Here is a 13,335-nt window from a genome sequence, read left to right as displayed (position 1 = left end):
ACTACTGCTGGGCTGCGACCCAGGCCTTGGTCTCGGCCATCATCCTGTCGAGCCGCGCGCGGTCGTAGACCTGGCCCCGGCTGACCACCGTGCGGATCTCGCGCGTGGCGGCGATGTCCTGCAGCGGATTGGCGTCCAGCACCAGCAGGTCGGCCGACTTGCCGGCCTCCAGGCTGCCGTAGCGATCCAGCTTGCCGAGGAAGCGCGGGCCGTTCACCACCGCCGTCCGCAGCGCCTGCACCGGCGTCAACCCGTACTGCACGTACAGGCCGATTTCGTCATGCAGCGCCTGGCCCGGATAGTCGTAGGAATTCAAGAAGCCGGCATCGGTGCCGGCGATGATGCTGACGCCTTCCTGCGCCAGTATCGGCAGCAGCGCGGCCGATTTTTCAAACGTCGCCTTGCGCAGCGCGATGGCTGCCGCGTTGTCCAGCGCAGCGCGCTGCACGCGCCAGTCGTAGGTGGCGCGCAGTCCCTTGCCGATGTACTGCAAGGCCGGATCCTTCGAATGATCGTCGCGGTCCAGGTAGGCGACCACGCGCGATACCGACAGCGTCGGCACCACCGCCGTGCCTTTCGACGCCATGTAGCGGAACGATGCGCGCGCGGTCTGCTCGTCGTAGCTCGCCAGGCTTTGCCTCATCGCTTCCTTGCCGGTCAGCGTGCCGGCAGCCACTTGCGCGGTCAGCTCCTTCTCCCGCGGCGTCGACGCGCGCAGCAGGTAGGACTGGTGCTCCACCGTGCCCAGGCCGGCGTCGAACATCTGCGCCAGCGTCAGCTGCACGGGAATGTGGCCGGAGGTGCGCATGCCGCGCTCCCTGGCCTGGCGCAGCGCTTCGAGATAAATTTCCGGCTTCAGCGTGTTCTCGGTGATCTTGACGAAGTCCACCTTCTGCGCCTGCAGGCCGTCCAGCGCCTTGCTCACCTCTTCCGGCGTGCCGACTTCGATGGTGCCCTTCCACAGCGGCTTGTAGCCTTCCAGCTTGGCGCCGGAGGTGAAGATGGTCGGCCCTTCCAGCTGGCCGGCGTTGATCTGGCCGCGCCAGGCCAGCACGGTGTCCGGCAGGTCGCCGGAGCAGTCGCGCACGGCGGTGATGCCGTTGGCCAGGTACAGCGCCAGCAGATGCCTGTTCTCTTCGATCAGCGCCGGGCCGCCGCCGAAGTGCACGTGGGTGTCCCACAGGCCGGGCATCAGGTACTTGCCCGGCAGGCGCAGGGTCTTTTTGGCGGCATAGCCGGACAGCTGGCGGTCGTCGACCACGGCGACGATGGTGTCGCCCTTCAGCAGCACCGACTTGCCGGTGACGGCCTTGCCGCCCGCCACATCGATCAGCGTGGCCCTGGTCAGCGCCAGGTCGACGGCGATCCTGTGACCCGCATGGGCGGCGCCCAGCAATCCCAGCGCCAGCATGGCGCCCGCCAGAGGCTTGAGAATGTTCATTAGTGAATATTAGTGGATTATCCGTGCCAGGAAGTCGCGCGCCCGTTCCGAACGGGGCGCGCCGAAGAACTCGTCCTTGCTGCAATCCTCGAGGATGCGGCCCTTGTCCATGAACACAACGCGGTTGGCCACCTTTCGGGCGAAGCCCATTTCGTGGGTGACCACCATCATGGTCATGCCGTCCTGCGCCAGGCCGACCATCACGTCCAGCACTTCGTTGATCATTTCCGGATCCAGCGCGGAGGTCGGCTCGTCGAACAACATGGCGATCGGGTCCATCGCCAGCGCGCGGGCGATGGCCACGCGCTGCTGCTGGCCGCCGGACAGCTGGCTGGGGAATTTGTCCTGCTGCGCCAGCAGGCCCACCCGGTCCAGGTACTGCAAGCCGCGGGCGGTGGCCTCGTCGACGCTGCGGCCCAGCACCTTGGTCTGGCCCAAGGTCAGGTTGTCGCGTATCGACAAATGGGGAAACAGCTCGAAATTCTGGAACACCATGCCGATGCGGGCCCGCAAGGCCGGCAAATCGGTGTTTTTGTCGCCGACGGCGATGCCGTCAACGGTAATTTGCCCTTGCTGGAAGGGTTCCAGCCCGTTGACAGTCTTGATCAGCGTGGACTTGCCGGAGCCGGACGGCCCGCAAATCACCATCACATCGCCCTTTTCGACCCGGGTGCTGCACTCGCCGAGCACCTGAAACTGGCCGTACCACTTACTGACGTTCTTAATTTCGATCATATGTACGCTGAATAAAAAAGCCGGTCCGCACCTGTGTGGATGCGGCCCTACATGCGCTTGACAGCGCCTCTGCCCACAAGGATACTGCGGAACTTGCCAATAGTTTCATCAACCGGACCATAAAATACCGGTTGCAGCCAATGCAGAACCACAGCAGCGGCGGACACCCCGCCCTCTGCGCAGGCCCAGAGAGACACTACCACAGGAAGCTTATAACATGCACAAACAAAGCCGATTGACCACCTACATACTCGTCGCCCTGGCGCTGGGTATCTTTGCCGGCTACCTGGCAAACCTCAACCTGGCCAAGCCGGTCGAGTATGCGGACTACATGTCGCTGATCACCACGCTGTTCCTACGCCTGATCAAGATGATCATCGCGCCGCTGGTATTCTCGACGCTGGTGTGCGGCATCGCCAAGATGGGCGACGCCTCGGAAGTGGGCCGCATCGGCATCAAGACGCTGGGCTGGTTCTTCATCGCCTCGGTAATGTCGCTGAGCCTGGGCCTGGTGCTGGTGAACATGTTCCGCCCCGGCGACGCACTGCTCGGCCACATGGCCGCCACCACCGCCAAGGCCGACATCGTCACCTCGGGCCTGACCTTGAAGGAATTCGTCACCCACCTGGTGCCGGCCTCCATCGTCGAAGGCATGAGCAAGAACGAGATCCTGCAGATCGTGATCTTCTCGCTGTTCTTCGGCTCGGCCGCAGCCGCCGTCGGCGAAAAGGCCAACGTCATGATCAACGCGCTGGACGGCGTGGCGCACGTGATGCTGAAGGTCACCGGCTACGTGATGCAGTTCGCGCCGATCGCCGTGTTTGCGGCGGTGTCGGGCGTGATCGCCAAGAGCGGCCTGGGCGTGCTGCAGACCTACGGCGTGTTCATGGCCGAGTTCTACTTCGGCATCGCTCTGCTGTGGGCACTGCTGATCTTCATCGGCTTCCTGTTCCTCAAGGGCCGCATCTTCTCGCTGCTGAAGGAACTGCGCAGCCCGGTGCTGCTGGCCTTCTCGACCGCGTCGAGCGAAGCGGCCTATCCTAAAACGCTGGAAGGCCTGGAGCGCTTCGGTGTGCGCAACCGCATCGCCGCCTTCGTGCTGCCGATCGGCTATTCGTTCAACCTGGACGGCTCGATGATGTACTGCACCTTCGCCACCGTGTTCATCGCGCAGGCTTACGGCATCGAGATGTCGCTGGGCCAGCAGATGACCATGATGATGGTGCTGATGCTGACCTCCAAGGGCATGGCCGGCGTGCCGCGCGCCTCGCTGGTGGTGATCGCCGCGACGCTGGGCCAGTTCAACATTCCGGAAGCGGGCATGCTGCTGTTGCTGGGCATCGACCACTTCCTCGACATGGCGCGCTCGGCGACCAACGTCATCGGCAACGGCGTGGCCACCGCGGTGGTCGCCAAGTGGGAAGGCGAGCTGGCCGCTCCCGGCGAAGTCGAGCTGGTCAAAGCCGCTTAAGCAAGCAGCGCCCCAACAAGATGGCCACCTCGCGGTGGCCATTTTTTTATCAGAACCAGGTACGCTTGCCTTCCGGCTTATAGCCCAGGTCGCGAAGCTTGCGTCGCAAGCGCGCGTTGTCCCAGATGGCGCATACCAAAGTCACCAACATGATGACGCTGAACGCATCGTTGCCGAGATACTTAAAAAACAGCCAGGCACCGACTGAGCACGCTATCGCGGTAAGCAACAACAACAAACCATCTTTCATTTAGCTCTCCTAACTTGCGCAACCTTGCGTCGGCTATAAATTTCAGGATGGCGCATCAGTACAGCCGCCAGCCAAGGACGATGAAGGTGATTCATTTGGGCATTCAACAGAACATCGGAAAGAGAGGTTCCGCCCGCCAAGGCGCGCCCTGTTGCAATGGCGATACTACCAATAACCGCCCCCACATAATATGATGCATTCGCCGCCCCTAGGACCGCCAGCTTTTCAATACCTGTGCCAGCTCCGATCATCTCCGCTACCGTTACCTTTTTTCCGAACCTATCAATCAACGCGAGCAGCGTCGAAGCCGTCGAAACTGCCGATTGGCTGCTGCCGAAGAGATTTTCAGGAGTAGCTAATCCCAATCCATCCATATTCTCTTTGAAGTATTTGTAAAAGTCGGACATAAGGCCTCCGTTGTCTACAAGTGTTTCACCGGAGGGTAGTTTGAATAAATATGATGCGCCTTGCGCCACCTCACAGCAAGCGGGCGGAACTATAGCTGACATTGCGCGGAATCGTTATCGGGCTTGGTGAGATTCGTAATTGCGACGGCCGGTGGGCTGATGCACCATCTACGCACTATTTTGCACAGATGGAGACGACATGACATCATCCCGGCGCACCGCGCTCAAGACGCTGTTGGCGAGCGCCGCGGTCGGGCCGCAACTGGCCCACGCAGCCGAGCCGAAATGGGGCCGCGGCGTAGAAGGCCAGCGCAAGGCCGACCTGGGCAACGGCACCTACCTCAATCCCATCCTGTCCGGCGACCATCCCGATCCCACCATCCTCAAGGATGGCGCGGATTACTACATGACGTTTTCGTCCTTCCTGTCCTATCCCGGCGTCATCCTCTGGCACTCGCGCGACCTGGTGAACTGGGAGCCGATCGGCCCGGCTCTGACCAAACCGATCGGCAGCGTGTGGGCCATGGACCTCGTCAAGCACAACGGCCGCTACTTCATCTACATCCCCGCCACCCCGGACGGCAAAGGCACCATCTTCGTCATCTGGGCCGACAACATCAGGGGCCCGTGGAGCGATCCGATCGACCTGCATATCGACGCCATCGATCCCGGCCACGCGGTCGGCGAGGACGGCAAGCGCTACCTGTTCGTCAACGGCGTGCGCCGCATCGGCCTGACCGACGACGGCCTGGCGACCGTCGGCACGCTCGAAAAGGTCTATGAACCGTGGCGCTATCCATCCGACTGGGTGGTGGAGATGTTCGCGCCCGAAGGACCGAAGCTGTTGCGCCGCAACGGCTGGTTCTACCTGGTGCTGGCGGTGGGCGGCACCTCCGGCCCGCCGACCAGCCACATGGTGATCGCCGCGCGCTCGCGTTCCATCCATGGGCCGTGGGAGCATTGTCCTCAGAATCCGCTGGTGCGCACCAAAAGTGCCGAAGAACGGTGGTGGTCGCGCGGCCACGCCACGCTGGTCGAAGGCCCGGCCGGCGACTGGTGGATGGTCTACCACGGCTACGAGAACGGCTACCGGACTCTCGGCCGCCAGGCGCTGCTCGAACCGATCGAATGGACGGCGGACGGCTGGTTCAAGCCCAAGGGCGGCGACCTGTCGTCGCCGCTGCCGATGCCGAAGAAAGGTACGGCCGTTCCAGCAGGCTTCGCCAAATCAGACGACTTCACGAAGAACAAATTCGGCGTGCAGTGGTGCTTCTTCAATCCGGGGCCGGACGAGACGAGGCGCGTGCGCTTTGAACAGGGTTCGGTAGTCATCGCGGGCAAAGGCTCATCTCCCGCCGACTGCTCGCCGCTGGCCTGCATCGTCGGCGACCACGCCTATGAAGCCACCGTCACGCTTGAGATCAGCGGCGCGTGCCATGGCGGCCTGCTACTGCACTACAACGAGCATATGTTCGTCGGCGTCGGCTTCAGCGCCACGCACATGCTGACCTATCACTACTCCCGCGAACAGAGCTGGATGCGCGAAGCCGTAAAGGCCTCCACGGTACGCATCCGCGTCAGGAATGACCGGCACATCGTGACGTTCTTCTACGCGCTGGACGACGGCAAATGGATACAGCACCCGTGGCAGATGGAGACCTCCGGCATGCACCACAACGTCTTCGGCGGCTTCCTCAGCCTGCAGCCGGCGGTGTACAGCGCTGGCGAAGGCGCTGTACATATGCGGGACTTCCAATACCGCGCGCTGGCCTGAATGAACTGCCCCAAAGTTGGACATCAACCTTGGGGCTTGTAAGCCCGGCCTAGCTGGCCGGAGCGTCTTTCAGGTAGGTTTTCAGCGTCTGCAGTTTGGTGTAGCCGGAGCCCGCCGATGGCGCGATCCAGCCGCCTTCGCCCCATTCGTTCCACGCGTAGATGAATGTGATGCCGCCAGTGACATCGATGTTGGCGTTATGCACCCGGTTAACCTGGCTGCAATGCTGCTGGAACTGGGCATCAGTCGCCGGACACTGCTGCACGCCCGGATCGGTATCGGAACCGAACCATGGCCTGTCGTCGTAGCCGGATACCAGAGTCGGCCACCAGCTGACTTGCTTGGGCAAATACTTGCGCATGGCGGGAATATACAAATCATAGGTGGCTTGTGCCGCCTGCGTGATTTCGTCATAGGAGGTCGCCCGACGCTGGACGCCATTGAACTTGCCAGAACGAATATTGTAGGCGTACATCGCATCGACAGCGGCGGAGGATGCCCAGCCGCCGACATCGCCGGTGGCAACCAGCAAATACATGGACGGAACGAACGAAGCTTGGCGCTGCGTTACCGTCACGGCCTGTCCGGAGCCGCTGATGCCGCCATCTGCCTGGCCCGCCAGCACATTGGCGACGATGTTGTGGCAGTCCTTCAAAAACGCATCGCGCGAAGCGACAAAAGCGCTATATTCAGCTTCGGGGACGGCATACTTTGCAGGCCGGCCTGCGGACAAATTAATGATTCTATCGATTTGTGAAACGTCGAAAATCGCAAATACCGGCTTATTTTTGAGTGTCCAGTAGTACGGCTGGTCCTTCATATGCAATGCAGCCAGGCGTATGCCTTCATAGAAATAATCACGACTGTCGCTCGGTGGATTGCTATGGTAATTGGAGTTGTTCGACCATTGCAGGAACCATTTGATCTTTTCTGGATTCGATATCTTGAAAGTATTGCTCGCGGTATCCAGCTTCAGGTTCTCGACCGGGTAGTTGAGGAACTCATTGCGGTACCAATTGACGGCAAACACATCGACACCGTACGAATGGGCGCTTTCAATCGCGGACTGCATGAACTCAGGCTGCTTTTCGTCGTAGCCCCCGGTTCCGTCGGCTCGCCACGGTCCTTCGATCGGATAACGGTCAGCAAACTCTTCCAAGCCCATCCGATGATGAACATTCGGAAATGCCGCCGTCGGATAGACACCCCAAGGATTGTCGCCGTCCAGCCATTGCTGTGAAGCGTCGATTGGTTTGCTCCAGCCGCCGAAGTAAGCAGCCACCAGCGTACGCGATGAAGTGGGCACCGTTGCTGTCGCTGCGGCGGCCTTTACCAGGGGTAAGAGGCCGCCGACCATTGTTGCGCCAGCGCCGAGTATCAATTGCCGTTTTTTAGACTGCATGACTACCTTTCACAAAGTGTTGAGTTTCATTAAAAGCATTTAATACAATAAATGCAATTAAAAAAATTATAACACCCGGAAATAATCCGGAAAGGCAGAATTTACTTTATTAACCGCCCTGCCCCGCGTAGACCTTGACCAGGCGATAGAGGAACTCGCGGCCCTCCATCAGCGACTTGACGCCGATGTATTCGTTCAGGCCGTGGATATTGCCCAGGTCGGGGCCAAGGAAGATGCCGCTGATGCCGTAGGTGGGGATGCCGGCGCCGTTGAGGAACTGGCCGTCGGTGGCGCCCGATTGCAGGATGGGCAACACCGGCACGCCGGGCCACATCTCCGCCGTCAGCTTCTCCACCGGCGCCATGATGGCCTTGCCCAGCTCCGGCGGCGCCGAGTTCGGTCCACGGATTTCCAGCGTCTCCACCTTCACCGCCGGATCGCCGATGGCCTTGACCAGCGCCGCTCGCACCTCTTCCTGCGTCACGCCGGGGAAGATGCGGCAGTTGATGTTGGCGCGCGCCCGCTGCGGCAGGGCGTTGGTGGCGTGGCCCGCATCAAGCATGGTCGCCACGCAGGTCGTGTGCAGCATCGAGGCCCAGCTGACGTCGCGCTCCGACACCAGCTTGACCGCCTTCGCGTCGGCCGGGTTCCTGACGATCGCCAGCATGGCTGCCGCCACGTCCTTGTGTCCCTCGGCCGTCTGGATTTTTGCCATGCCGTTCAGGTAGCCCTTGCTACCGTCGGCCAGCTGGATCGGGAAGGTGTAGCCTTCGATCTTCTTCAGCGCGCCGGCCAGGTGGTAGATCGCATTGTCCTTTTGCGGACGCGAACTGTGCCCGCCGCGATTGGTCACTTCCAGCCGGTAGTTCTGCGAGACTTTTTCGCCCGCCTGCACCGTCATCGACACGCGCTTGCCGGCAGCATCGAGCTCGCCGCCCGCGCCTTCGTTGATGGCGAAACCGGCGTCGATCAGTTCGCGGCGGTTCTTGGTCAGCCACTCTGCGCCGTTGAAGGCGCCGCCGGTCTCCTCGCCGCAGGTCAGCGCCATCTTCAGCGTGTGGCGCGGCACGTAGCCCTCGTTCTTGAAACGCACCAGCGTGTCGGCCCAGATGGCCGCCTGCGCCTTGTCGTCCACCGCGCCGCGCGCGTAGAACTTGCCGTCTTCCTCGACCAGCGTGAACGGATCCCGGGTCCAGTCTTCACGCTTGGCTTCGACCACGTCGATGTGCGCCAGCAGCAGGATCGCTTTCGCCTTTGGATCGCTGCCCGGCATGACGGCGACCAGGCCGCCCTCCTTCGGATGCGCCGGATCGGCGAACAGATGCAGCTCGGCGTCGGCAAAGCCGGCCGTCTTCAGTCGCGCGGCGATACGCTCGGCGGCCAGCGTGCAGCTGCCGGACGACAGCGTGGTGTTGGTTTCGACCAGCTCCTTGTAGAGGGCGCGGAACTGCGGTTCCGTAGGATCGGCATACGCACTCTGAACACAAGCCATCAAGACAGTTACTGCACCCAGCGCAAAACGAGACTTCATAGTCGTTTCCTTATTTAGACTGCGTCAACGACGTCGTCGGGGGACGACGCCAATTCTTCATCGGCCTTGGCCTGCTGCCGTTGCCACATCTGCGCATACAAGCCATCGGCCGCCAGCAGCGACTGGTGCGTGCCGCGCTCGACGATGCGGCCGTGGTCCAGCACCAGGATCTGCTGCGCGTCCGCCACCGTCGACAGGCGGTGCGCGATCACCATCGTCGTGCGGCTCCTGGCGATTTCCTTCAGCTGCGCCTGGATCGCCTGCTCGGCCTTGGAGTCCAGCGCCGACGTGGCTTCGTCGAAAATCAGAACGGCGGGATTCTTCAGCAGCGTGCGGGCGATCGCCACGCGCTGCTTCTCGCCGCCGGAGAGTTTGAGACCGCGCTCGCCGACCATAGTAGCGTAGCCGTCCGGCAGGCTGTCGATGAAGTCGTGGATCGACGCCGCGCGCGCCGCCGCCACGATCTGCTCTTTCGTCGCGCCGGGCTGGCCGTAGGCGATGTTGTATTCGATGGTGTCGTTGAACAGCACCGTATCCTGCGGCACGATGCCGATGGCGTGGCGCAGCGTGTCCTGCGTGATCGAGCGCAGATCCTGGCCGTCGATGGTGATGCCGCCGGCATTCACCTCGTAGAAGCGGAACAGCAGTCGCGACAAGGTCGACTTGCCCGAGCCGCTATGGCCCACCACCGCCGTCGTCGTACCCGGCGCGATGGTGAAGTCGACGTCGAACAGGATCTGGCGCTTCGATTCGTAGCTGAAGTCCACATGGTTGAAGCGCACTTGCGCGCCGTGCGTGACCAGCGGCTGCGCATCCGGCGAGTCGGCCACTTCGCGGTTCTGGTCCAGCAGCGAGAACAGCTTCTCCATGTCCGCCAGGCTTTGCTTGATCTCGCGGTAGATCACGCCGAGGAAGTTCAACGGGATATACAACTGGATCATGAAGGAGTTCACCAGCACCAGGTCGCCCAGCGTCATCTTGCCGTCGATGACGCCTTGCGTGGCGCGCCACAGGATCAGCGTGACGGCGGTGGCGATGATCAGCGACTGCCCGGTGTTCAGCAGCGACAGCGAGGTCTGCGACTTGACGGCCGCCGATTCGTAGCGCTGCAGGCCTTCGTCATAGCGCCTGGCCTCGTAGTCCTCGTTGCCGAAGTACTTGACGGTTTCGTAGTTGATCAGCGAGTCGATGGCCTTGGTGTTGGCCTTCGAATCCAGCTCGTTCATCGTGCGGCGGAAGTGCGTGCGCCAGTCGGTGACGAAGATGGTGAACGAAATATAGGTCACCAGCGCGACGAAGGTGATCACCGAGAACCAGATGTCGTAGTGCGTGACGAGGTAGCCCAGCACCAGCGTGATCTCCACCAGGGTCGGCAGGATGTTGAACAGCGTGTACGAAATCAGCGAGCCGACGGCGCGCGTGCCGCGCTCGATATCGCGCGTCATGCCGCCGGTCTGGCGGTTCAGGTGGAAGCGCAACGACAGCGAATGCAGATGGCGGAACACCTGCAGCGCGATGGTGCGCACCGCACGCTGCGTGACGCGGGCGAACAGGAATTCGCGCAGCTCGGTGAACAGCGTGGTCGACACGCGCAGCACGCCGTAGGCCACCAGCGCGCCGAGCGGCAGCACCAGCAGCGCCTGCGGATGCGAGGGCGAGACGCTCAGGCTGTCGATCAGGCGCTTCATCACCACCGGCACGCCGACGTTGGCCAGCTTGGCGCCGATCAGGCAGCCCAGCGCCAGCAGCACGCGCCATTTGTAGACCCACAGGTAGGGAAAGAGGGTTTTCAGCGTAGCCATGTCGCTGCGCTCGGCGGCCGGGGCTGCTTTACTGGAGGTGTCTGGCGGGGTATTCGGGTAACGGCGCATGGCGGATGTCGGCTTTTTATGGTTCAATCCCGGTAATTGTAGCCCTTCAAGAGAATTCACGATGACCGCGTCCCAAAATCCCCCATCCACCAATGTCGAAACCGTCAACCGCGGCCTGCCGCCGGGCAAAATGCCGGAATTGCGCATGATGCCGGCGCCGTCCGACGCCAATGTCTACGGCGACGTGTTCGGCGGCTGGATCATGGCCCAGGTCGACATCGCCGGCTCGCTGCCGGCCACCCGCCGCGCCAACGGCCGCGTGGCGACCATTTCGGTGAATTCCTTCGTGTTCAAGAATCCCGTGTTCGTCGGCGACCTGCTGTCGTTTTATGCTGATATCGTCAAGGTTGGCAATACGTCCATCACCGTCAACGTGGAAGTGTACGCGGAGCGCAACCGCCTGCAGGCCTGCACCGTCAAGGTGACCGAGGCCACGCTGACCTACGTCGCCACCGATTCGGACCGCAAGCCGCGCAAGGTGCCGCCTATCGAAACACTGATCAACGCCTGATCCGCCGCGGCGACGCATGGACCAGCAGCGCCGCGCCCTCCTCCTCGCCGCCGGCCGCCTTTCCGCGCTGGCGCTGGCCGCCGTGCCGGTGCCGACCAGCGCCAGCTACAACTCCGGCGCCTATCCCTTCAGCCTCGGCGTCGCTTCCGGCTCGCCACTGCCGGACGCCGTCATCCTCTGGACCCGCATCCTGCATGATCCCCTGAACGCCGCCGCCACGCCGCCGGTGGCCTTCAGCGTGCGCTGGGAAGTCTCCGAGGACGAGCGCTTCAGCCGCATCGTCGCCAAGGGCAGCGCCAGCGCCGCGCCAGCGCTGGCGCACAGTGTCCACGTCGACGTCACCGGCCTGGCGCCGGCCCGCTGGTACTGGTACCGCTTCATGCTGGGCGAGGCCGTCAGCCCGGTCGGCCGCACCCGCACCGCGCCCGCCGCCGGCGCCATGCCGGACCAGTTGAAACTGGCCGTGGCCTCGTGCCAGCACTGGGAGTTCGGCAGCTACGCGGCGCACCGCCACATCGCCGCCGCCGCGCCCGACCTGGTGGCCTTCCTGGGCGATTACATCTACGAGTGGGGGCCATACCAGCTGAAGCATCCGCAAAGCGCGCTACGGACCGCTGAGAGCTTCACGCTGGCCGATTACCGCGCCCGCTACGCCCAGTACAAGACCGACCGCGACCTGCAGGCCGCGCACCTGGCCGCGCCGTGGATCGTCACCTGGGACGACCACGAGGTGGCCAACGACTACGGCAGCGACCGCGACGAGCGGCTGGCGCCGGACTTTCTCAACCGCCGCGCCGCGGCCTACCAGGCCTTCTACGAACACATGCCGCTGCGCGTGGCGCCGGCCGGCTTCGCGCACCTGCGCATGTACCAGCGCTACGACTGGGGCCGCCTGGCGCGCATCCACGTGCTGGACGACCGCCAGTACCGCGCCCACCACGCCTGCACGCCGGCCGGGCGCGGCGGTTCCAGCTCCGTGCTCAGGCGCGATTGCCCGGCGTTGGCCGATCCCGCGCGCACCATGCTTGGCGCCGCCCAGCAGGACTGGCTGGAGCAGGGCCTGAAGTCGTCGCCGGCGCGCTGGAACATCCTGGCCCAGCAAACGCTGATGGCGCAAAACAGCCAAGTTCCCATCGTCAAGGAATCGGACGGCCGCTTCTGGACCGACGGCTGGGATGGCTATCCGATGGCGCGCCAGCGCCTGTTCGACGCGCTGCACGCCAGCGGCGCGCGCAATCCACTGGTGCTGGGTGGAGACGTCCACAGCTTCTTCGCTGCCGAGCTCAACCGAAATCCGGCGCGTCCGCGCTCGGCCGCCAACCCGGTCATCGCCACGGAATTCGTCGGCACCTCGGTCACCTCGCCGTCGCGCCCTCAGGCCCGGACCGAGCAGTTTGTATCGATGAACCACGCCATCAAATACGGCCGCAGCGACAAGCGCGGCTTCATGCTGCTCAATATCACGCCGGCCGACACCACCACGCTGTTCCTCGCGCTGGACGACGTGCACGATCCCGCCAGCCCGATCGGCGCCGCCGCCAGCTTCCTGGTGCGCGACGGCCATCCCGGACTGGTCCGCGCTTGAATTGACGCGCTCATTGCCTATACTGGCTAGACCACCCTGTATGGAGGTGCTTCATGTTGAAAGTCACAGAGAGTGAAATTGCGCGGGAGCTCGATAGCTATCTGCACCAGGCTCTGACGCAAACGATAGTCGTAGAAAAAGCCGACCACGACGCTGTGGTCGTGCTGTCGCTAGCCGAATTCGAACGGCTGCAGGATGTCGACGACCAGCACTGGGCCGAATGCGCCCGCAAGGCCAACGTCGAAGGCTACATCGATCACGATCATGAGGTGCGCCAGCGACTGGCCGCCGCCATGAGAGAAAAGCGGCTCGCTTGCATCAAGAAAGGGCCGCGATCAGACCACCATTGAGCTAAAA

Annotated in this window: 12 protein-coding genes; 5 read left to right on the top strand and 7 right to left on the bottom strand. The window is 62.9% G+C overall.

The genetic code is table 11. From position 1 onward, the window contains the following. Nucleotide 1: 1 nt before the first annotated feature. On the bottom strand, nt 2-1,441 hold the full coding sequence (locus ACCD07_RS12400; RefSeq protein ID WP_413447499.1) for an amidohydrolase family protein: 1,440 nt from the start codon (nt 1,439-1,441) through the stop codon (nt 2-4). A 9-nt stretch (nt 1,442-1,450) separates the two neighbouring features. Further along, nucleotides 1,451-2,176, bottom strand: coding sequence for an amino acid ABC transporter ATP-binding protein (locus tag ACCD07_RS12395; RefSeq protein WP_176655800.1), 726 nt, complete (start codon nt 2,174-2,176; stop codon nt 1,451-1,453). A gap of 217 nt (nt 2,177-2,393) precedes the next feature. Here ACCD07_RS12395 and ACCD07_RS12390 point away from each other — a divergent pair, with 217 nt between their 5' ends. After that, nucleotides 2,394-3,647: a dicarboxylate/amino acid:cation symporter gene (locus ACCD07_RS12390; protein ID WP_176655801.1), complete on the top strand. Its 1,254-nt coding sequence runs from the start codon at nt 2,394-2,396 to the stop codon at nt 3,645-3,647. Nucleotides 3,648-3,696: 49 nt separating this feature from the next. Here ACCD07_RS12390 and ACCD07_RS12385 read toward each other — a convergent pair whose 3' ends face one another. Both ACCD07_RS12385 and ACCD07_RS12380 read right to left on the bottom strand, forming a co-directional pair. Continuing rightward, nucleotides 3,697-3,897 (bottom strand): hypothetical protein, encoded by a 201-nt coding sequence (locus ACCD07_RS12385; protein WP_176655802.1) that lies wholly within the window; start codon nt 3,895-3,897, stop codon nt 3,697-3,699. Next, on the bottom strand, nt 3,894-4,304 hold the full coding sequence (locus tag ACCD07_RS12380; RefSeq protein WP_413447498.1) for a hypothetical protein: 411 nt from the start codon (nt 4,302-4,304) through the stop codon (nt 3,894-3,896). The genes ACCD07_RS12385 and ACCD07_RS12380 overlap by 4 nt, the downstream gene beginning before the upstream one ends. Before the next feature lie 199 nt (nt 4,305-4,503). Between ACCD07_RS12380 and ACCD07_RS12375 the strand changes: the two genes are divergently transcribed. Then, nucleotides 4,504-6,078, top strand: coding sequence for a family 43 glycosylhydrolase (locus ACCD07_RS12375; protein WP_413447497.1), 1,575 nt, complete (start codon nt 4,504-4,506; stop codon nt 6,076-6,078). A 49-nt stretch (nt 6,079-6,127) separates the two neighbouring features. Here the strand turns inward: ACCD07_RS12375 and ACCD07_RS12370 are convergent, their stop codons facing one another. The 3 genes from ACCD07_RS12370 to ACCD07_RS12360 form a co-directional block, all read right to left on the bottom strand. Beyond that, nucleotides 6,128-7,480 carry a glycoside hydrolase family 99-like domain-containing protein gene (locus ACCD07_RS12370; RefSeq protein ID WP_413447496.1) on the bottom strand — a complete coding sequence of 451 codons (1,353 nt, stop codon included), beginning with the start codon at nt 7,478-7,480 and terminating at the stop codon, nt 6,128-6,130. A 109-nt stretch (nt 7,481-7,589) separates the two neighbouring features. Then, nucleotides 7,590-9,011, bottom strand: a complete 1,422-nt coding sequence (locus ACCD07_RS12365; protein WP_413447495.1) for a M20/M25/M40 family metallo-hydrolase — start codon at nt 9,009-9,011, stop codon at nt 7,590-7,592. A gap of 14 nt (nt 9,012-9,025) precedes the next feature. Then, nucleotides 9,026-10,882, bottom strand: a complete 1,857-nt coding sequence (locus tag ACCD07_RS12360) for an ABCB family ABC transporter ATP-binding protein/permease (protein WP_353404435.1) — start codon at nt 10,880-10,882, stop codon at nt 9,026-9,028. Between the two features lie 61 nt (nt 10,883-10,943). Here ACCD07_RS12360 and ACCD07_RS12355 point away from each other — a divergent pair, with 61 nt between their 5' ends. Genes ACCD07_RS12355 through ACCD07_RS12345 form a run of 3 tightly spaced genes read left to right on the top strand, consistent with a single transcriptional unit; the run spans nt 10,944 to nt 13,328 of the window. Beyond that, nucleotides 10,944-11,393 carry an acyl-CoA thioesterase gene (locus ACCD07_RS12355; protein ID WP_176655807.1) on the top strand — a complete coding sequence of 150 codons (450 nt, stop codon included), beginning with the start codon at nt 10,944-10,946 and terminating at the stop codon, nt 11,391-11,393. A gap of 16 nt (nt 11,394-11,409) precedes the next feature. Then, nucleotides 11,410-12,978, top strand: a complete 1,569-nt coding sequence (locus ACCD07_RS12350) for an alkaline phosphatase D family protein (protein ID WP_413447494.1) — start codon at nt 11,410-11,412, stop codon at nt 12,976-12,978. Between the two features lie 53 nt (nt 12,979-13,031). Next, complete coding sequence (locus tag ACCD07_RS12345; RefSeq protein WP_176655810.1) at nt 13,032-13,328, top strand: hypothetical protein; 297 nt, start codon at nt 13,032-13,034, stop codon at nt 13,326-13,328. Nucleotides 13,329-13,335: the final 7 nt, after the last annotated feature.

The sequence above is a fragment of the Duganella sp. Dugasp56 genome, from assembly GCF_047304105.1.
Taxonomy (GTDB): Bacteria; Pseudomonadota; Gammaproteobacteria; order Burkholderiales; family Burkholderiaceae_D; genus Rugamonas; species Rugamonas hordei.
This window is presented reverse-complemented; position numbering and strand designations above follow the sequence as displayed.